This window comes from Serratia sp. A07 (assembly GCF_058725505.1).
The window spans coordinates 276,413-294,885 of the sequence record NZ_JBZXDO010000002.1 but is presented as its reverse complement, the minus strand read 5'-3'; the positions used below and the strand labels follow the sequence as shown (position 1 = coordinate 294,885).

The 18,473-nt window shown below is 62.6% G+C and carries 19 protein-coding genes; 9 read left to right on the top strand and 10 right to left on the bottom strand.

The annotated features are described in order from the left end of the window. Positions 1 to 19 precede the first annotated feature (19 nt). Positions 20 to 1,144 carry an S-(hydroxymethyl)glutathione dehydrogenase/class III alcohol dehydrogenase gene (locus tag AC4PR2_RS03390; RefSeq protein WP_038880962.1) on the top strand — a complete coding sequence of 375 codons (1,125 nt, stop codon included), beginning with the start codon at positions 20 to 22 and terminating at the stop codon, positions 1,142 to 1,144. A 14-nt stretch (positions 1,145 to 1,158) separates the two neighbouring features. Continuing rightward, a complete protein-coding gene (gene fghA, locus AC4PR2_RS03385; protein ID WP_015377214.1) occupies positions 1,159 to 2,001 on the top strand; it encodes an S-formylglutathione hydrolase in 843 nt (280 codons plus the stop codon). 36 nt (positions 2,002 to 2,037) lie between these two features. Here fghA and AC4PR2_RS03380 read toward each other — a convergent pair whose 3' ends face one another. From AC4PR2_RS03380 to AC4PR2_RS03350, 7 genes are all read right to left on the bottom strand, one after another. After that, positions 2,038 to 2,154 (bottom strand): CcdB family protein, encoded by a 117-nt coding sequence (locus AC4PR2_RS03380; protein ID WP_204275811.1) that lies wholly within the window; start codon positions 2,152 to 2,154, stop codon positions 2,038 to 2,040. 85 nt (positions 2,155 to 2,239) lie between these two features. After that, positions 2,240 to 3,148, bottom strand: a complete 909-nt coding sequence (gene gsiD / locus AC4PR2_RS03375; protein ID WP_172448764.1) for a glutathione ABC transporter permease GsiD — start codon at positions 3,146 to 3,148, stop codon at positions 2,240 to 2,242. Positions 3,149 to 3,157: 9 nt separating this feature from the next. After that, positions 3,158 to 4,078: a glutathione ABC transporter permease GsiC gene (gene gsiC / locus AC4PR2_RS03370; RefSeq protein WP_038880960.1), complete on the bottom strand. Its 921-nt coding sequence runs from the start codon at positions 4,076 to 4,078 to the stop codon at positions 3,158 to 3,160. 51 nt (positions 4,079 to 4,129) lie between these two features. Continuing rightward, positions 4,130 to 5,665 (bottom strand): glutathione ABC transporter substrate-binding protein GsiB, encoded by a 1,536-nt coding sequence (gsiB, locus tag AC4PR2_RS03365; protein WP_060436885.1) that lies wholly within the window; start codon positions 5,663 to 5,665, stop codon positions 4,130 to 4,132. A gap of 23 nt (positions 5,666 to 5,688) precedes the next feature. Continuing rightward, on the bottom strand, positions 5,689 to 7,566 hold the full coding sequence (locus tag AC4PR2_RS03360; protein ID WP_087762200.1) for a dipeptide ABC transporter ATP-binding protein: 1,878 nt from the start codon (positions 7,564 to 7,566) through the stop codon (positions 5,689 to 5,691). A 19-nt stretch (positions 7,567 to 7,585) separates the two neighbouring features. Further along, positions 7,586 to 8,542 (bottom strand): isoaspartyl peptidase/L-asparaginase family protein, encoded by a 957-nt coding sequence (locus AC4PR2_RS03355; RefSeq protein ID WP_169318187.1) that lies wholly within the window; start codon positions 8,540 to 8,542, stop codon positions 7,586 to 7,588. A gap of 358 nt (positions 8,543 to 8,900) precedes the next feature. Further along, the gene (locus AC4PR2_RS03350; RefSeq protein WP_197802084.1) at positions 8,901 to 9,437 is read right to left on the bottom strand and encodes a DUF924 family protein; all 537 of its coding nucleotides are present in this window, start codon (positions 9,435 to 9,437) and stop codon (positions 8,901 to 8,903) included. Between the two features lie 157 nt (positions 9,438 to 9,594). On the opposite strand from AC4PR2_RS03350, the gene moeA reads away from it, so the two are divergent. Together moeA and moeB are read left to right on the top strand one after the other, a co-directional pair. Further along, complete coding sequence (gene moeA, locus AC4PR2_RS03345; protein WP_337046441.1) at positions 9,595 to 10,833, top strand: molybdopterin molybdotransferase MoeA; 1,239 nt, start codon at positions 9,595 to 9,597, stop codon at positions 10,831 to 10,833. A gap of 2 nt (positions 10,834 to 10,835) precedes the next feature. Next, the gene (moeB, locus tag AC4PR2_RS03340; RefSeq protein WP_060421377.1) at positions 10,836 to 11,591 is read left to right on the top strand and encodes a molybdopterin-synthase adenylyltransferase MoeB; all 756 of its coding nucleotides are present in this window, start codon (positions 10,836 to 10,838) and stop codon (positions 11,589 to 11,591) included. A gap of 51 nt (positions 11,592 to 11,642) precedes the next feature. On the opposite strand, the gene AC4PR2_RS03335 is transcribed toward moeB, so the two are convergent. Continuing rightward, the gene (locus tag AC4PR2_RS03335; protein WP_033637709.1) at positions 11,643 to 13,235 is read right to left on the bottom strand and encodes an ABC-F family ATPase; all 1,593 of its coding nucleotides are present in this window, start codon (positions 13,233 to 13,235) and stop codon (positions 11,643 to 11,645) included. Positions 13,236 to 13,927: 692 nt separating this feature from the next. Here AC4PR2_RS03335 and AC4PR2_RS03330 point away from each other — a divergent pair. Continuing rightward, positions 13,928 to 15,232: an MFS transporter gene (locus tag AC4PR2_RS03330; RefSeq protein WP_197801906.1), complete on the top strand. Its 1,305-nt coding sequence runs from the start codon at positions 13,928 to 13,930 to the stop codon at positions 15,230 to 15,232. 17 nt (positions 15,233 to 15,249) lie between these two features. On the opposite strand, the gene AC4PR2_RS03325 is transcribed toward AC4PR2_RS03330, so the two are convergent. Together AC4PR2_RS03325 and AC4PR2_RS03320 are read right to left on the bottom strand one after the other, a co-directional pair. Then, positions 15,250 to 15,636: an alpha/beta hydrolase family protein gene (locus tag AC4PR2_RS03325; RefSeq protein ID WP_492174894.1), complete on the bottom strand. Its 387-nt coding sequence runs from the start codon at positions 15,634 to 15,636 to the stop codon at positions 15,250 to 15,252. A 57-nt stretch (positions 15,637 to 15,693) separates the two neighbouring features. Continuing rightward, entirely contained in the window at positions 15,694 to 16,161 is a 468-nt protein-coding gene (locus AC4PR2_RS03320) for a hypothetical protein (protein WP_492174893.1), read from the bottom strand. Positions 16,162 to 16,252: 91 nt separating this feature from the next. On the opposite strand from AC4PR2_RS03320, the gene AC4PR2_RS03315 reads away from it, so the two are divergent. From AC4PR2_RS03315 to AC4PR2_RS03300, 4 genes are all read left to right on the top strand, one after another. Further along, complete coding sequence (locus tag AC4PR2_RS03315; RefSeq protein ID WP_033637706.1) at positions 16,253 to 16,684, top strand: hypothetical protein; 432 nt, start codon at positions 16,253 to 16,255, stop codon at positions 16,682 to 16,684. 241 nt (positions 16,685 to 16,925) lie between these two features. Next, positions 16,926 to 17,396, top strand: a complete 471-nt coding sequence (gene cynS, locus AC4PR2_RS03310) for a cyanase (protein ID WP_060421366.1) — start codon at positions 16,926 to 16,928, stop codon at positions 17,394 to 17,396. 233 nt (positions 17,397 to 17,629) lie between these two features. Beyond that, complete coding sequence (locus tag AC4PR2_RS03305) at positions 17,630 to 17,887, top strand: YjhX family toxin (protein ID WP_070914000.1); 258 nt, start codon at positions 17,630 to 17,632, stop codon at positions 17,885 to 17,887. 62 nt (positions 17,888 to 17,949) lie between these two features. Continuing rightward, the gene (locus AC4PR2_RS03300; RefSeq protein ID WP_070914001.1) at positions 17,950 to 18,456 is read left to right on the top strand and encodes a GNAT family N-acetyltransferase; all 507 of its coding nucleotides are present in this window, start codon (positions 17,950 to 17,952) and stop codon (positions 18,454 to 18,456) included. Positions 18,457 to 18,473: the final 17 nt, after the last annotated feature.

Genomic DNA, 18,473 nt, shown 5'->3' with positions numbered 1-18,473 from the left:
AACCACTGAGGAGACTATGATGGAGATGATCAAAACCCGCGCCGCCGTTGCCTGGGGCCCGAACCAGCCGCTGAAGATCGAAGAAGTCGAGCTGATGCCACCGCAAAAAGGCGAAGTGCTGGTGCGGATCGTCGCCACCGGCGTTTGTCACACCGATGCCTACACCCTGTCCGGCAAAGATCCGGAAGGCGTGTTCCCGGCGATCCTCGGCCACGAGGGCGGCGGCGTGGTGGAAGCGGTCGGTGAAGGCGTCACCAGCGTGGCGGTCGGCGATCACGTGATCCCGCTCTACACCCCGGAGTGCGGCGAGTGCAAATTCTGTAAATCCGGCAAGACCAACCTGTGCCAAGCGATCCGCGCCACCCAGGGCAAAGGGCTGATGCCGGACGGCACCACGCGCTTCTTCAAGGACGGCAAGCCGATCTTCCACTACATGGGCACGTCCACCTTCTCCGAGTACACCGTGGTGCCGGAAATCTCACTGGCGAAAATCAACAAGGAAGCGCCGCTGGAAGAAGTGTGCCTGCTGGGCTGCGGCGTGACCACCGGCATGGGCGCGGTGATGAACACCGCCAAAGTGCAACCGGGCGACACCGTGGCGATCTTTGGCCTGGGCGGCATCGGCCTGTCGGCGATCATCGGCGCGCAGATGGCCGGCGCGGGCCGCATCATCGGCATCGACATCAACACCAGCAAGTTCGATCTGGCCCGCAAGCTGGGCGCCACCGATCTGATCAACCCGAAAGACTATGACAAGCCGATTCAGGAAGTGATCGTCGAGCTGACCGACGGCGGCGTCGATTTCTCCTTCGAGTGCATCGGCAACGTCAACGTGATGCGTTCCGCGCTGGAGTGCTGCCACAAGGGCTGGGGCGAATCGGTGATCATCGGCGTCGCAGGCGCCGGCGAAGAGATCTCGACCCGTCCGTTCCAACTGGTCACCGGCCGCGTCTGGCGCGGTTCGGCGTTCGGCGGCGTCAAGGGCCGTTCGCAGCTGCCGGGCATCGTCGAGCGCTATCTGGACGGCGAATTCGCGCTGAACGACTTTATCACCCACACCATGGGGCTGGAGCAGATCAACGAAGCGTTCGATTTGATGCACGAAGGCAAATCGATCCGTTCCGTCATCCACTTCGACCAATAAGCCAGGAGGCAGAGATGACGTTGTCATTGGAACTTCTCGAAGAGCACCGCATGTTCGGCGGCTGGCAGCAGCGCTATCGCCACGCGGCGCAGAGCCTGAATTGCAACATGACATTCAGCATCTACCTGCCGCCGCCGCGCGATGACAACCCGCCGCCGGTGCTGTACTGGCTGTCGGGGCTGACCTGCAACGACGAGAACTTCACGTTGAAAGCCGGCGCGCAGCGCATCGCCGCCGAGCTGGGTCTGGTGCTGGTGATGCCGGACACCAGCCCACGCGGCGACGAAGTGCCGAACGACGAAGGCTACGATCTGGGCCAGGGCGCCGGGTTCTACCTGAATGCCACCCAGGCGCCGTGGGATCGCCACTTCCGCATGTACGACTACATCAGCGCCGAACTGCCGGCGCTGATCGAACAGCACTTCAGCGTCAGCGATCGTCAGTCGATCTTCGGCCACTCGATGGGCGGCCACGGCGCGCTGATGATGGCGTTTCGCAATCCGCAGCGCTTCCGCTCGGTATCGGCGTTCGCGCCGATCGTGAACCCGTGCCAGGTGCCGTGGGGCCGCAAGGCGTTCACCGCCTATCTGGGCAGCGACGAAAGCCAGTGGCTGCAGTACGACAGTTGCCATCTGCTGGCCAGCGGCGCGGAAAAAATGCCGGTCCTTATCGACCAGGGCGACGACGACCAGTTCCTGGCCGACCAGCTGCAGCCGGCGCGGTTGGCGGAGCTGGCGCGCCAGCGCGACTGGCCGCTGACGCTGCGCATTCAGCCGGGGTACGATCACAGCTACTTCACCATCGCCACCTTCGTGGAGGATCACCTGCGCTTCCACGCCGAGCACCTGTTCCGCTGATAAAAAAATCCGGGCGGTTAAACCGCCCGGATTTCTTCAAAAGCCATCAATCAGAAAATCGATGGCAGCTTTAATTTGATTCCTATGCTCATTGGCATTACCAACGGCCTTCCCGATCTGTGAAATACGTACGGCAGCCATCTCATGTGTCATACCCATTCCTCATCCCTGTAATATACACCGGTAAAATCTTCATCAAAAAACTCTAAAACAGGGGTATGCCAATTCAGCGATACCCTCACCCCTTCAGTTTCGGATCCAACGCGTCGCGCAATCCGTCGCCCAACAGGTTGAAGGCCAGCACGGTGATGAATATCGCCAGGCTGGGGAAGATCGCCACGTGCGGCGCGATCACCATATCGGCGCGCGCCTCGTTGAGCATCGCCCCCCACTCCGGCGTCGGCGGCTGGGCACCCAGGCCCAGAAACGACAGGCTGGCGGCGGTGATGATCGAGGTGCCGATGCGCAGGGTGAAATAGACCACGATCGAAGACAAGGTGCCCGGCAGGATGTGCCGCAGGATGATGGTCCAGTCCGAGGCGCCGATGCTGCGCGCCGATTCGATATAGGTCAGGCGCTTCAGCACCAGCGTATTGCCGCGCACCAGGCGGGCGAAGGCCGGAATGCTGAAGATCGCCACCGCAACGATCACGTTGGCCATGCCGCTGCCCATGATCGCCACCACGCCGATCGCCAGCAGAATACCGGGAAACGCAAACAGCACGTCGCAGACGCGCATCGTGAGGCGATCCCACCAGCCCTCATAGTAACCGGCCAGCAGCCCCAGCAGGGTGCCGATCGCCCCGCCCGCCAGCACCGAGAACACCCCGGCCGCCAGCGAAATGCGCGTGCCCATCAGGATGCGGCTGAAGATATCGCGCCCGAGGGAGTCGACGCCCAGCCAGTGCATCAGCGAAGGCCCTTCGTTCAGCCGGTCGTAATCGAAATAGTTTTCCGCATCGAACGGTGCCAGATAAGGCGCCAGCAGCGCCGCCGCAATCAGCAGCAGCACCAGCAGGCCGGCGACCAGCGCCGCCCGCTGGCGACGAAAACGCCGCCAAAACTCGCTCCACGGCGTGCGTACCGCGTTGGGGTCGATAAGCGGCATCGCCTTCAGTGCGGCGTTGCGCCGCCAATGCTTAATCATGCCGCGTCCTCATTGATAACGAATCGCCGGGTTAATCGCCGCGTACAGCATATCCACCAGCAGGTTGATCAGGATGAACTCCAGCGAGAACAGCAGCACCTCAGCCTGGATCACCGGGTAATCGCGCATCTCCACCGAGTCCACCAGCAACCGCCCCAACCCCGGCCAGTTGAACACCTTCTCCACCACGATCGAACCGCCGAGCAGGAAGCCGAACTGCAGCCCCATCATGGTCACCACCGGGATCATCGCGTTGCGCAGGCCGTGTTTCATCACCACCACGCTTTCCCGCACGCCCTTGGCGCGCGCGGTGCGCATGTAGTCCTCCTGCAGCACCTCGACGAACGAAGCGCGGGTGAAGCGCGCCATCACCGCCGCCACCGCCGCCCCCAGGGTGATCGAAGGCAGAATGTAGTGCCGCCAGCTGTCGGCGCCCACCGTCGGCAGCCACCCCAGCTCGACCGAGAACACCTGCATCAGCAGCATGCCGAGCGCAAAGGCCGGGAACGAGATCCCCGACACCGCCAGCGTCATGCCGAGGCGATCCGGCCAGCGGTTGCGCCACACCGCCGACACCACGCCGATCGCCAGGCCGAACGCCACCGCCCACAGCATGCTGGTGACGGTCAGCCAGAAGGTCGGCATAAAGCGCGAGGCGATCTCTTCGCTCACCGGGCGTTTGGACACCATTGAGATGCCGAAGTCGCCCCGCAGCGCATTGACGAAGAAGTGCGCGAACTGCTGCGGCAGCGGCTTATCCAGCCCCAAATCCTTGCGCACCAGCTGCACCACCGCCTCGTCGGCCTCCGGCCCCGCCGCCAGCCGCGCCGGATCGCCCGGCAGCAGGTGAACGAACAGGAACACCAGCACCGCCACGATCAGCAGCGTCGGGATCAGGCCCAGCAGTCGTTTCAGAAAATAATTGAGCATCTCATTCCTTCCCCCGCCCGCCGCCGTTGGCCACGGGCGGGGATGGGCGCCTTATTTCAGATCGGCGTTATCAAAGTTGAACGAGGTATCCGGCATCACGTAGAAGCCGCTCAGCTGCTTGCTGTTGGCCGACAACAGACGTTCGGTCGCCAGGAAGATCCAGGGCGCGTCGGCCCAGATGCGATCCTGCGCGTCCTGATACAGTTTCTGCTTCTCGGCGCGATCGGTGGTCGCCAGCGCGTCGGTCAGATCCTTGTCCACCTGCGGATTGCTGTAGAACGCGGTGTTAAACTGCTTCGGCGGCGCCGCCTGGGTAGAGAACAGCGGCGACAGCGCCCAGTCCGCTTCCCCGGTCGAGGCCGACCAGCCGGTGTAGAACAGCCGCACCCCGGTGTCCTTCACCCCGACGCTCTCCACCTGCGCCGCACGCTGCCCGGCATCCATCGCCGTCACCGTCACTTTCACCCCCACCTGCGCCAGCTGCTGCTGGGTGAACTGCAGCACCTTCTGCGCGGTGCTGTGGTTGTGGGAAGACCATAGCGTGGTGGTGAAGCCGTTCGGGTAGCCGGCCTCTTTCAGCAGCTCGCGCGCCTTGGCCGGATCGTACGGCCACGGCTTATAGCGGGCGGCGAAGTCAATGGCCGGCGGCACCGGCCCTTCCGCCGGCACCGCGTAACCGGCGAACGCCACCTTGATCAGCGCGTCCTTGTTGATGGCGTAGTTCAGCGCCTGGCGCACCTTCGGGTTGTCGAACGGCTTTTGGGTGACGTTCATGCTGATGTAACGCTGCAGGATCGACGGGGCGGCCACCACGTCCAGCTTGGCGTTGCCCTCCAGCACCTTGGCCTGCTCGTAGGGAATCGGGAAGGCGAAGGTCGCCTCGCCGGTCTGCAGCATCGCCGCGCGGGTGTTGTTATCCACCACCGGGCGCCAGGTGATGCTGTCGAGCTTCGGCAGCCCCGGCTGCCAGTAGCCGTCGAACTTCTTCACCTTGACGAAATCGGTCTGATTCCAGGTCACGAACTGATACGGCCCGGTACCGACCGGGTGGAAACCGATCTCTTTGCCGTATTGCTTCAGCGCCGCCGGCGAGATGATCGCCGCCGCCGGGTGCGCCAGGTTGTTGACGAACGCCGAGAACGGCGCTTTCAGCACGATCTTCACCGTATCGGCGTCCACCGCCTCGGTTTTGTCGATCATCTTGAACAGGTTGTAGCGCTTGAGGTGGCTGTCCGGGTTGCTGGCGCGATCGAGGTTTACCTTCACCGCCTCAGCGTTGAACGCGGTGCCGTCGTGGAATTTAATCCCCTGGCGCAGTTTGACCGTGTAGGTCAGGCCGTCTTTGCTGACCTCGTAGCTGTCCGCCAGCACGTTCACCAGCTTCATGTCCTTGTCGAAGCCGAACAGCCCCTGATAGAACGACTTGGCCACCGCCTGCGACAGCGTGTCGTTGGCGTCGTAAGGATCGAGGGTGGTGAAATTGGAGGCCACGGCGATCACCGCGTCCTTCGCCGCCCAGACCGGGCCGGTTCCCGCCGCCAGCAGTACGGCGGCCAACAGCGCATTGCGTTTGAATGTGTGCTTCATGTCGCTTGTCTCTCCTGAGGTCTTTAAAAAGCACCGGCGATCGGGTGGCGGGCGACAAAGTGCCCGGCGCCAACCTGCACCAGCGGTGCGGTAACGGGTTCATCGCCCAGCGCGCGCACTGGGCTCGGGATCTCATCGGCCGGCAGCGGCTGCCGTTTGTGGGCATGAGCGGGATCGGCCACCGGCACCGCCGCCATCAGCTTGCGGGTGTAGGGGTGTTGCGGATTGTCGAACACCGCCTGCCGTGGGCCGATCTCGACGATCTGCCCGAGGTACATCACCGCCACCCGGTGGCTGATGCGCTCCACCACCGCCATGTCGTGTGAAATAAACAGAAAAGCGATGCCGAACTCGCGCTGCAGATCGAGCAACAGATTGACGATCTGCGCCTGAATCGACACGTCCAGCGCCGAGACCGCCTCGTCGGCGATCACCACTTTCGGGTTCAGCGCCAGCGCACGCGCGATGCAGATACGCTGGCGCTGGCCGCCGGAAAATTCGTGCGGGTAGCGGCGCGCATGCTCCGGCAGCAGGCCGACGCGCTCCAGCAGCCAGGCCACCCGTTGCTCCGCCTCCCGGCCGCGCATCACGTTGTGCACCAGCAGCGGCTCCATGATGGAAAAACCGACCGTCAGGCGCGGATCGAGCGAGGCGTAAGGATCTTGAAAGATGAACTGAATATCGCGCCGCAGGTGCTGCAGCGCCGGCCCCTTCAATTGGTCTATCCGCCGCCCGGCGAAGGTGATAGTGCCGCTCTGGCTGTCCACCAGCTTCAGCAGAGAGCGCCCGGTGGTGGACTTGCCGCAGCCGGACTCGCCCACCAGCCCCAGCGTCTCGCCGGGGTAAAGATCGAAACTGACGTTTTCCACCGCGTGCACCCGGCGAGTGACCCGATTGAACAGTCCACCGCGCAGATCAAAGCGCGTAACCAGATGCTCCACTCGCAGGATCGGCGTAGCGTCTGGCGGTACGGTATCCTGCGGCGCCGTATCCTCCTCGCTGCCCGGCAGCGGAAACTTCGCCGGCAGCGGCCGATCGGCCATCGCCCCCAGCTTCGGCACCGCCGCCAACAGCGCCCGGGTATAGGCCTGTTGCGGCGCGGCAAACAGCTCGCGCACCCGATTCTGTTCCACCTGTTCGCCGCGGCGCATCACCAGCACCCGATCGGCGATCTCCGCCACCACGCCCATGTCGTGAGTGATGAAGATCACCCCCATCTGCATCTCCTGTTGCAGCACGCGGATCAGCTGCAGGATCTGCGCCTGAATGGTGACGTCGAGGGCGGTGGTGGGTTCATCGGCAATCAGCAGCGCCGGTTTGCAGGAGAGCGCCATGGCGATCATCACCCGCTGGCGCATGCCGCCGGAAAGCTGGTGCGGGTAGCGCCCCAGCACCTCTTTGGCCTCCGGAATACGCACCAGATCGAGCATACGCAGCGCCTCCTGGCGCGCGCTGCGGTGGTCCATGCCCTGATGCAGGCGCAGCGATTCGGCGATCTGCTCACCGACCGGAAATACCGGGTTGAGCGAGGTCATCGGCTCCTGGAAGATCATCGCCATGTCGGCGCCGCGCACCGTGCGCAGCGTGCTCTGCGAGGCGCGCGCCAGATCGAGCAGCGCGCCGTCGCGCCGGCGCAGCGTCATGCCACCGCCGACGATGCGCCCGCCGCCCTGCTCCACCAACCGCATCAGCCCCAGCGAAGTCACCGATTTGCCGGAGCCGGACTCACCGACGATCGCCAGCGTCTCGCCGCGATCGAGATCGAACGACAGGTTACGCACCGCTGCCACGGCGCCGTCCGGTTGAGGAAAGCTGATGCTCAGATCGCGCACCGTCAGCACCCGCTGCGGCGGCAATGACGGCCCGCCGCCAGCGGCGGGTCGAAGTGAAACGTCGGTCATGCACCCTCCCGGTGAACGCTTAGCGGTAAATCCCGACGGACGGTGCATCGCCGACATAGCCAAAACCGCGATACATCCCCTCGCAGTTGAACGGCAGCGCGATATTGCCGTGGCGATCGACGGCGATCATGCCGCCGCTGCCACCGAGCGCCGGCAGCTTCTCCATCACCACCCGATCGCTGGCGGCCTGCAGGCTCAGATCGCCATACTCGATCAGGGCGGAGACGTCATAGGCCGCCACGCCGCGCATGAAGATTTCACCGGTGCCGGTGCTGGAGACCGCCACCGTGGCGTTGTTGGCATAGCAGCCGGCGCCGATGATCGGCGTGTCGCCTACCCGCCCGGCCTGCTTGTTGGTCATGCCGCCGGTGGAGGTGGCGGCGGCGAGGTTGCCCAACGCATCCAGCGCCACCGCGCCGACGGTGCCGAATTTCCGATCGGGATCGAGCGGCTCGCCGGCCTGCGCCGCACCGTCGTGATCGAGCAATACCCGGCCCTGCTCCGCCTGGGCCCGGTGCAGCTGATCGAAACGTTCCTGGGTAAAGAAGAAATCGGGGGTGACCAGTTCCAGGCCGTGGGCCGCGGCAAACTTCTCGGCGCCTTCGGCGGCAAACAGCACGTGTTCGCTGTTTTCCAGCACCGCGCGCGCCGCCAGCACCGGGTTGCGGATGCGGCTGACGCCGGCGACGGCGCCGGCATCGCAGGTGCGGCCGTCCATCACGCAGGCGTCCAGCTCGTGGGTGCCCTGATGAGTGAACACCGATCCTTTACCGGCGTTGAACAGCGGGCACTCTTCGAGCAGCCGCACCGCTTCGGTCACCGCGTCCAGCGCGCTGCCGCCCTGCGCCAATATCGCCTGCCCGGCGGCCACGATCTCGGACAGCGCCTGAATATACTGCCGTTCTTTTTCCGCACTCAGCGCCGCCCGGGTAATTGCGCCCGCGCCGCCATGAATGGCAATCACTGGTTTGCTCATTTGCCTGACACCCTGTGTTAATCCCGCCGTTGCGCAGCGAATAAGCTGAGCGCGGTATCATTATTATTCAGTCTTTTTCGACTCTATTTAACCCGACAGTGGAAGTACAGCATAACGTCCACGCCCCGCTTTTAGCGTAGCGCGCTTAGACCGTTTCGCACCTTGAAATAGCTTATTGGAATAAAAACAGCAGGTTATAAAAAACGGCAAACCGCCGATCCTGCGGCTGAGATTATTGGTAATTTCACGTGCGGAAATAGCGGCATGGCGTAAGGAAATAAACGTTCACGCTGAATAACGCTTATTGCGGCGCCCGGCCTGCTGTTTTTTCCCCGGCCGGGCGCAGATGATCCAACGATTAAAAGCCTGATCCAGGCTGTTGTAAAAAGGCCTCTTCTTCCGGCGTGCTGGTGCGCCCCAATATCGGATTGCGATGCGGGTAGCGGCCGAAACGATCGATGATCGCCTTATGCCGCAGCTCGAACTCCAGCTGGTCGCCGTTGTTGAGCTCGGTATACAGCACCAGCGCCTGCTGGTGGATCAGCGGCGATTCCGAATGCATGAACGGCAGATAGAGGAAGCCACGCTGCTCGCGGCTCAGCCGTTCGCACTCGCCGCTGCGGATCGCCTCCTGCGCCAGGATCAGCGCCATGCCGTCGCAGGCGAACGACTGTGGCGTGCCGCGGAACAGGTTGCGGCTGAACTGATCGAGCACGATCACCTCCGCCAGGCGCCCTTCGATGGTGTCGCGCCAGTGCGCCAGCTCCCCCGCCGCCGCTGCCCGCCAGATTTCGCCGAAACGGCTGTGCAGCAGACGATCGAAATCGTCGTCCTTTTTAAACCACATGATCGGTTCGATCTCGTCGAACCAGAACTCGATAACCTGTTTATGCATCATGATTCTCCTCTGTTTTGCGCAGTTTATACCCGTTCGCCCCGGCGCCGCAGTACGAAAGATGGCAAGCATAACCCGTTCTCCCCCCCGGCGTTCTCTGCCATAATACCCGCACTTTGTCGCTATTTTAGCGCACCCTGATTACGGAGTTCCCTTTATGGATCATTGCCATACTTCCGATCTCATCTCCCTGGAGCAAGCGCTGGAAAAAATGCTCGGGCAGATCGCCCCGCTGCAGCAGACCGAATCCATTGCCCTGACCGCCGCCGCCGGCCGCATCACCGCCGCGCCGGTGGTCTCGCCGCTCGACGTGCCGCCGTTCGCCAACTCGGCGATGGACGGCTATGCACTGCGCCTCGCCGACCTGGCGGCCAATGCGCCGCTGCCGGTCGCCGGTAAGGCCTTCGCCGGTGCGCCGTTCGACGGCCAATGGCCGGCCAACAGCTGCGTGCGCATCATGACCGGCGCGCCGATCCCGGCCGGGGCGGACGCGGTGGTCATGCAGGAACAGGCCGAGGTGAGCGACCAGGGCGTGCGTTTTACCGTGCCGGTTGAAGCCGGCCAGAATATCCGTCTGGCGGGTGAAGACATTCGCCGGGGCGCGAGCGTGTTGCCGGCGGGCGTGAAGCTGGGCGCCGCGCAGCTGCCGCTGCTGGCTTCGCTTGGCGTCGCCGAGGTGCAGGTAATGCGTAAGCTGAAAGTGGCGGTGTTCTCTACCGGCGACGAACTGCAGCCGGTCGGCCAGCCGCTGCAGGCGGGCCAAATCTACGACACCAACCGTTTCGCGGTGCGCCTGATGCTGGAACAGCTGGGCTGCGAGGTGCTCGATCTCGGCATTATCCGCGACGATCGCGATGCGCTGCGCGCCGCTTTCGAACGGGCGGACAGCCAGGCCGACGTGGTCATCAGCAGCGGCGGCGTCTCGGTCGGCGAGGCCGACTACACCAAACAGATGCTCGACGAGCTGGGCCAGGTTAGCTTCTGGAAGCTGGCGATCAAACCCGGCAAACCCTTCGCCTTCGGCAAGCTGGGCCACGCCTGGTTCTGCGGCCTGCCGGGCAACCCGGTTTCCGCCGCCCTGACCTTCTACCAGCTGGTGCAACCGCTGCTGGCGAAGCTGGCCGGCCACAGCGACTGGCGCCTGCCGCCGCGCCTGCGGGCGCGCGCATTGACGCCGCTGAAGAAATCGCCGGGCCGCCTCGATTTCCAGCGCGGCGTGTTCAGCAGCAACGCTGCGGGCGAACTGGAGGTCAGCACCACCGGCCACCAGGGCTCGCACGTCTTCAGCTCCTACAGCCAGGGCAACTGTTTCATCGTGCTGGAGCGCGAACGCGGTTCGGTGGCGGTAGGCGAAACGGTGGAGATCGAGCCGTTCAACGCCCTGCTGAGGAGCTGAGCATGCTGCCGGAATTGACCGACGCCGAAGCGCTGCGCTACAACCGCCAGATCGTGCTGCGCGGCTTTGACTTCGACGGCCAGGAGAAGCTGAAGGCCGCCCGCGTGCTGATCGCCGGGCTGGGCGGGCTGGGCTGCGCCGCCGCGCCTTACCTGGCGGCGGCCGGCGTCGGCCATCTGGTACTGGTGGATTTCGACACCGTCTCGCTCTCCAACCTGCAGCGCCAAATCCTGCACCGCGACGATCGCATCGGCCAGAGCAAAGTCGCCTCCGCCAGGCAGGAACTGAGCGCCATTAATCCGCATATCCGCATCGACGCGATCAACGGCCGTTTGGAAGATGAGGCGATTGCGGCAGAAATCGCTGCCTGCGATCTGGTGCTGGACTGCACCGACAACGTGGCGGCGCGCGACGCCCTGAATCGCCTGTGCCACGCGCAACAGAGGCCGCTGGTTTCCGGCGCGGCGATCCGTATGGAAGGCCAGCTCAGCGTGTTCACCTATCAGCCGGGCGAGCCCTGCTACCGCTGCCTGAGCCGGCTATTCGGCGACAGCGCCCTCACCTGCGTCGAAGCGGGCGTGATGGCCCCGCTGGTCGGCACCATCGGCACCCTGCAGGCGATGGAAGCCATCAAGCTGCTGGCCGACTATGGTCAGCCGCTGCGCGGCAAGCTGTTGATGTTCGATGCGATGAGCATGCAATTCCGCGAGATGAAACTGCCGAAGGATCCGCACTGCGAGGTGTGCGGCGGGGAATGACGGATAAAAAAAGGGCGGGATAATTCCCGCCCTGATGCGTTGCCGCGAGGGTTACACGATGCCCTGGCTGCGCAGATAGTCTTCGTAGTTGCCGGTAAAGTCGATCACCTTGTTCGGGGTGATTTCCAGAATGCGCGTCGCCAGCGAGCTGACGAACTCACGGTCGTGGGAGACGAAGATCAGCGTGCCTTCGTACATCTCCAGCGCCATGTTCAGCGATTCGATGGATTCCATATCCAGGTGGTTGGTCGGTTCGTCCATCACCAGAATATTCGGGCGCTGCATCATCAGCTTGCCGAACAGCATGCGGCCCTTCTCGCCGCCGGACAGCACCTTCACTTTCTTCTTGATGTCGTCCTGGCTGAACAGCAAACGGCCCAGCACGCTGCGCACCGCCTGCTCGTCGTCTTTTTCCTGCTTCCACTGGCTCATCCAGTCGAACACGGTCAGGGTATCGTCGAACTCGTATTCGTGATCCTGCGCGTAGTAACCGATGCGGGCGTTTTCCGACCACTTCACGGTGCCGCTGTCCGGCTGCGCGTCGCCCACCAGCGTTTTCAGCAAGGTGGTTTTACCGATGCCGTTGGCGCCCAGCACCGCAACCTTCTCACCCACTTCCACCATCAGGTTCAGCTTGCTGAACAGCGGGCCGTTGTCGAAGCCCTTGGTAAGCGCTTCCACTTCCAGCGCGTTACGGAACAGCTTCTTGTCCTGATCGAAACGGATGAACGGGTTCTGGCGGCTGGAGGCCTTCACTTCTTCCAGCTGGATCTTGTCGATCTGGCGGGCGCGCGAGGTGGCCTGCTTGGATTTGGAGGCGTTGGCGCTGAAGCGGCTGACGAACGATTGCAGCTCGTTGATCTGCGCCTTCTTCTTGGCGTTGTCGGCCAGCAGACGTTCACGCGCCTGGGTGGCGGCGGTCATGTATTCATCGTAGTTGCCCGGATAAACGCGCAGTTCGCCGTAGTCCAGATCCGCCATGTGGGTGCAGACCATGTTCAGGAAGTGACGGTCGTGCGAGATGATGATCATGGTGCTGTTGCGTTCGTTCAGCACCTGCTCCAGCCAGCGAATGGTATCGATGTCCAGGTTGTTCGTCGGTTCGTCGAGCAGCAGGATTTCCGGATCGGAGAACAGCGCCTGCGCCAGCAACACGCGCAGCTTCCAGCCCGGCGCGATTTCGCTCATCGGGCCGTAGTGCTGTTCCACCGGAATGCCGACGCCAAGCAGCAGTTCGCCGGCGCGCGCTTCGGCGGTGTAACCGTCCATCTCGCCGTAGGCGACTTCCAGATCGGCCACTTTATAGCCGTCTTCTTCGCTCATCTCCGCCATGGCGTAGATGCGGTCGCGCTCTTCCTTCACCGCCCACAGCTCGGTGTGGCCCATGATCACGGTGTCCAGCACGCTGTATTGTTCGAAGGCGAACTGATCCTGACGCAGTTTACCCAGGCGCTCGTTCGGATCGAGGAACACGTTGCCGCCGGTCGGCGCCAAATCGCCGCCGAGGATTTTCATAAAGGTGGACTTGCCGCAGCCGTTGGCGCCGATCAGGCCGTAACGGTTGCCGCCGCCGAATTTGACAGAGATGTTTTCAAACAACGGCTTGCTGCCGAACTGCATGGTGATGTTGTTGGTGCTTAACACAGCGCTCGCTCTTTATACATAGGGAATGTGATTTGGCGCGCATTATGCCACAACGGGGTTCAGAGATCGCGGGAAGTTTTGGTGACATTTTGAGCGGCGCCGACGGATGAATCATACCTGCGTTGGATAATACCGATGAAAGTCACGGGGAGGCTTCGCTCAGCAAACCGTACAATAGCTCGAACAAATTCACAAAACATATTAATTATCGGTATTAATTAAAATAAAAAATGAAATACATTCTCGCCAGATACCGCACCAGGTAAGAATAAATCGCACCTGAATACCTCTTGATAATCATTGATACAGTCAACACACTTCTATTTAATTCTATTTCTTGCCGACTATCGCCACATATTCTGCTATACGCGACATTTTGTGACCCCCTTCTTAAATGCCAGGATTTTTTCGATGATTAATGCGCTACAGCTCACTAAATCGGCACTAAATCACCTCACTGCCACACGTTATAAATTCAAAAAAAACATATAAATACAAAACCTTAAAAAAATCAAACCCGCGTTATCCCGTTAACCGCCCTCATATTGCACAGGGTTGTACATACAAGTATATGTAAAGGAGACGTTGCCATTCTGTTGCCGCTTCGGGCGGCGGTTATCGCCGTCCCGGATAATGCCACCACGGCCAGAAAATAATAACAACACACCGTCCACCTATCGCGAGAGATAACGATGAACACTGCTGAAAAAACCTTGCCCAAAAGCCAAACGGCAGAGAAAGGCGCGGTAAATTACAAAGTCATTGTCGGCGCCAGCCTGGGCAACGGCCTGGAGATTTTCGACTTCACCGTATACAGCTTCTTTGCCGCCATCATCGGCAAACTCTATTTTCCCAGCGACAGCGCCTACGGCTCTTTGTTGATGTCGGTGGCGGTGTTCGGCGTCGGCTTTATCATGCGCCCGCTGGGCAGCATGGTGCTGGGCACCTATGCCGACCGGGTCGGCCGCAAGGCCGCCATGCTGATGACCATCGTGCTGATGGGCGTCGGCACCGCCCTGATTGCCTTCGCGCCAACCCATGCGCAAATCGGCGTTCTGGCGCCGGTGCTGATCGTAGTCGGTCGCCTGATTCAGGGCTTCGCCGCCGGCGGTGAAGTGGGCTCAGCGACCACGCTACTGCTGGAGTCCGCCGGGGCCAATCAGCGCGGCTTTTTCGTCAGTTGGCAGGCGATCAGCCAGGGCGTCAGCGCCCTGCTCGGCGCCTCTTGCGGGCTGGCGCTCACCTATTTTCTGTCGGAAGAGGCGCTGTATGCCTGGGGCTGGCGCGTGCCGTTCATCATCGGCCTGCTGATCATTCCGGTCGGCGTCTATATCCGTAAGCACCTGGAAGAGACCTACAGCGGCGAACAGCCGGATCGTGCGCGGGTACCGCTGAATCCGGTATGGGATCTGGTGAGCAACCATGCTAAAGACCTATTGCTGGGTGTGCTGGTCATCATGTCCGGCACCGTGATGGTTTATGTGGTGCTGCTTTACATGCCGACCTACATGATGCAGACCTACCGCATCGCCGGCCCGACCGCCTATCTGTTCAGCTGCATCGCCTCCGTGGTGCAAATCGTGGCGGTCTATTACGCCGGGCGCTATGTCGATCGGATCCAGAATTACAAAAGGCCGCTGCTGTTCTCGATCTTTGCGGCACTGATCCTGATTTACCCAACCTTCTGGTTCCTCAGCGCCACGCAAACCCTGTGGCTGGCGATCGTCTTCCGCATCCTGCTGATCGGCGCGCTGGGCATCAACATGCTGTCCAGCACCATGCTGATCGTCTCGGCGCTGCCGCGCCACGTGCGCGCCACCGGCACCTCGATGATCTACGCCTTCGGCGTGACGCTGTTCGGCGGCTCGGCGCAGCTGATCGTTACCTGGTTGCTGGATGTCAGCGACAACCCGCTGGCGCCGGCGTGGTACGTGACCGGCATGCTGACCGTCAGCCTGATAGCCACTCTGCTGTTCCGGGAGCGCCACACCGAGTAAGGCCCATGGGTGGCCGGTCAGCGCAGCTGCTTCTCCAGCCACGCGCGCATGTCCGCCACCACCCGCGCCATCTCGCTGGCGCCATTTTCACGCCGCATCACATGGTCCAATCCAGCGTAATTGACATAGGTAATGTTCGTTTTGCCGGCGGCCCGCAATTCGTCGATCATATTGTCGACCGCCCCCGGCGAAACGGCGCGATCCTGGTCGCCCTGCACGATCAGCACCGGCGTCTTGATGCTGCGCAGCGTGGCGAGCTGATCGATGTTCAGCATGCCATGCCACCAGGCATAGCCATGATCGCTGGCGTTCAGGGGGAACGGCGGCGCCGTCATCACCTGCTGCAAAAATGCGTTCAGCCCGGCCATCTCTTCCTTCGGCGCGCCGGCAGCGCTGTGGCGCACGTCGTCGATAAACCAGCGCCCGCCACCGCTGAACGCGAGGGTGGCATCAATCCGGCCCTAGGAGGCCGTCACCAGATTGGCGATCACCGCCCCTTCGCTGCCTCCCAGCACCGCGACCTTTTGATAGCCGTTGCGCGCAATCACCGCCTGCAGCACCTGGGTGACATCGCTCACCCGCCGCTGCGGCGTGTCATGCTGCACAAAAGCGTCCGGGCAATCCTGCCGCGGGACTTCTTCGCGGTACGGCAACCGGTCGTCGATGCCGTATTTCTCCACCGTCAGCAGGTCTGCGGCGGGTAACACCTGCCGCAACGGCGCCAGCAGGCGGATATGCCGCACGCTGTTGCAATCCGATCCTTGCAGGATCACCAACAGCGCCGCCGACGATTGCCCGGGCACCGCGGCGTCCAGATAGTAATGAATTCTCGAACCGTCTTCCCTGGGCAGCGTCAGCGCCGCAGGTTGCGCCATCGCCAGCCCGCTCCACAGCGCCAATGCGCTCAGCATACCCGTCGCCAGTCTCATTACTTGCTCCTCTTCCCTGTTACGTTCGGTTAATTCGCCTTTTCTGGTCTACGCTTCATGCCAACCACTTTTCTGACAGGGAAGCGCTACCATGCCGCACCTCTATAACACCGCGCTGCTGATCGGCGCCGCGCTGAGCGCCATCGCCGCGCTGCTGCATATCTGGGTGATCGCCGCCGGGCCGCGCGGCTACCGGCTATGCGGCGCCGGCGATCGCTTCATTAAGGCGGCGGAAGCGGGTAAAAAGTTCCCGGCCGTCGTCACCGCCGGTATCGCGCTGGTGCTGTTTATTTGGTCGCTGTATGCGCTTTCCGGCGCGGGCCTGATCGCGCCGCTGCCGCTGCTGCGGCCCGCGCTGTTTATCATTACCTTCATCTACCTGCTGCGCGGCGTCGCCGGCCCCTTCGCCCTGCGCGATACCGGCCGCAGCCAGCGCTTTATCGTCGTCAGCTCGCTGATTTGCCTCGGCTTCGGGCTGGTGCATCTGCTGGGGATGACGCAGCGCTGGGGGGCGTTGGCGTAACGCCCTGTTCCTGCAAGACGGCAATAAACGCCTGCGCGGCGGCGCTGCGGTAAGCGCCTTTGCGCTGCAGCCACACCGCCTGCCGCACCGGCATGGCGTTGGCCAATGCCACTTTTTTCAACTGCCGGTTCTCGCGCGCAATGGCGGCCGGCAGCAGCGTGGCGAGCTGCCCGCGCCACCCATCCCGACGTGACCGCCACCCCGGCGATCGCCCGTTTTTAAGCCAACAAAAGGAGCTAACATGACACACTCTCTGCATAACGCCGCCCCGCGCGAAGCGCTCACCGACACCATTATGGTCGCCAAGATCCGCCATAACCTGACTTTCGACGCGCTGGCCGAGGGCACCGGTCTCAGCCTGGCGTTCGTCACCGCCGCGCTGCTGGGGCAGCATGCGCTGCCGGAACCGGCGGCGCGCACGGTAGCGGCCAAGCTGGGGCTGGACGAAGAGGCGGTGCTGCTGCTGCAAACCATCCCGCTGCGCGGCAGCATTCCCGGCGGCGTGCCGACCGATCCGACCATTTATCGCTTCTATGAAATGCTGCAGGTTTACGGCTCCACGCTGAAAGCGCTGGTGCACGAGCAGTTCGGCGACGGCATCATCAGCGCCATCAACTTCAAGCTGGATATCAAAAAGGTCGCCGATCCGGACGGTGGCGAACGCGCGGTGATCACCCTGGACGGCAAATACCTGCCGACCAAGCCTTTCTGATTGGCCTTGCGCCGGCGGCCCGCGCCGCCGGCAAATTGACAGCCAACCGGCCATTGGCTACATTAACTGCGCTGAAACGCCGTCCTGGCGTTTTTCACTGCCCGAGGCCTGTATGTTGGAGATTGTAACCACCCGATAGTCGCTTCCTTGCCGTATGGCTAGGGACTCTGACGTATCCGACGCGCGTTTGCGCGGGGATGCGCGTATCTGGGGTTATTACAGGATCTCCCAACATGAACATTTCCAAAGCGGAACAACGCGTGCTGCACGTGTTGGCCAAAGGCGGCTATATCGCCTTCACCCGCAACGACGCCGGTCGCGTCATCCACGTCGAATGCTACACCCGCGAAGGGCTCGGCCTGGCCGACTGCTCGCTGGCCGTCTTCACCAAACTCAAAACCAAACGCCTGATCCTCTCTCGCCAGGGGCGCCCTTATCGCGTCACCTTCGCCGGGCTCAAGGCCGTGCGTGCGCAGCTGGATAACCGTTAATCATCGATACCGGCCGGGCAGGTAGCCCGGTCGGCTCAGCCTTATTTAATCAGGATACAACCATGAACATCACTTTACGCCACGAAACGCCGGCCGACATCGCCGCCATCACCACCCTGACCGCCGCCGCGTTCCTGCATGCCGAACACAGCAGCCACACCGAGCAGTTTATCGTCAACGCGCTGCGTGCGGCAGGCGCTCTCACCCTGTCGCTGGTCGCTGAGCACAATGGCACACCGATCGGGCACGCGTCCGTCTCGCCGGTCATACTCAGCAACGGCACCGCCGGTTGGTACGGGCTGGCGCCGGTGTCGGTGCTGCCGGCCAGTCAGAACCGGGGGATCGGCAGCCGGCTGATCCGCCAGCTATTGGCCGAGCTGCAGGAACGGCACGCCGCAGGCTGCGTGGTGCTGGGCGATCCGAACTATTACGGCCGTTTCGGCTTCCAGGCGCAGACCGCGCTGACCCTGCCGGGCGTGCCGCAAGACTACTTCCGCGCCATCGCCTTCCAGGGCGCGCTGCCGTGTGCGGAAGTCGCCTTCCACAACGCGTTTAACGCCGAATCCTAACCCTGTTGCCGGCGCCG

Coding starts and splice junctions, on each gene's coding strand:
- AC4PR2_RS03380 (WP_204275811.1), bottom strand. CDS start 2,154: ATGACACATGAGATGGCTGCCGTACGTATTTCACAGATCGGGAAGGCC.
- AC4PR2_RS03315 (WP_033637706.1), top strand. CDS start 16,253: ATGCCGCACCTCTATAACACCGCGCTGCTGATCGGCGCCGCGCTGAGC.
- moeB (WP_060421377.1), top strand. CDS start 10,836: ATGCTGCCGGAATTGACCGACGCCGAAGCGCTGCGCTACAACCGCCAG.
- gsiB (WP_060436885.1), bottom strand. CDS start 5,665: ATGAAGCACACATTCAAACGCAATGCGCTGTTGGCCGCCGTACTGCTG.
- AC4PR2_RS03305 (WP_070914000.1), top strand. CDS start 17,630: ATGAACATTTCCAAAGCGGAACAACGCGTGCTGCACGTGTTGGCCAAA.
- AC4PR2_RS03320 (WP_492174893.1), bottom strand. CDS start 16,161: ATGAGACTGGCGACGGGTATGCTGAGCGCATTGGCGCTGTGGAGCGGG.
- gsiC (WP_038880960.1), bottom strand. CDS start 4,078: ATGCTCAATTATTTTCTGAAACGACTGCTGGGCCTGATCCCGACGCTG.
- fghA (WP_015377214.1), top strand. CDS start 1,159: ATGACGTTGTCATTGGAACTTCTCGAAGAGCACCGCATGTTCGGCGGC.
- AC4PR2_RS03330 (WP_197801906.1), top strand. CDS start 13,928: ATGAACACTGCTGAAAAAACCTTGCCCAAAAGCCAAACGGCAGAGAAA.
- gsiD (WP_172448764.1), bottom strand. CDS start 3,148: ATGATTAAGCATTGGCGGCGCAACGCCGCACTGAAGGCGATGCCGCTT.
- moeA (WP_337046441.1), top strand. CDS start 9,595: ATGGATCATTGCCATACTTCCGATCTCATCTCCCTGGAGCAAGCGCTG.
- cynS (WP_060421366.1), top strand. CDS start 16,926: ATGACACACTCTCTGCATAACGCCGCCCCGCGCGAAGCGCTCACCGAC.
- AC4PR2_RS03350 (WP_197802084.1), bottom strand. CDS start 9,437: ATGCATAAACAGGTTATCGAGTTCTGGTTCGACGAGATCGAACCGATC.
- AC4PR2_RS03355 (WP_169318187.1), bottom strand. CDS start 8,542: ATGAGCAAACCAGTGATTGCCATTCATGGCGGCGCGGGCGCAATTACC.
- AC4PR2_RS03360 (WP_087762200.1), bottom strand. CDS start 7,566: ATGACCGACGTTTCACTTCGACCCGCCGCTGGCGGCGGGCCGTCATTG.
- AC4PR2_RS03300 (WP_070914001.1), top strand. CDS start 17,950: ATGAACATCACTTTACGCCACGAAACGCCGGCCGACATCGCCGCCATC.
- AC4PR2_RS03390 (WP_038880962.1), top strand. CDS start 20: ATGGAGATGATCAAAACCCGCGCCGCCGTTGCCTGGGGCCCGAACCAG.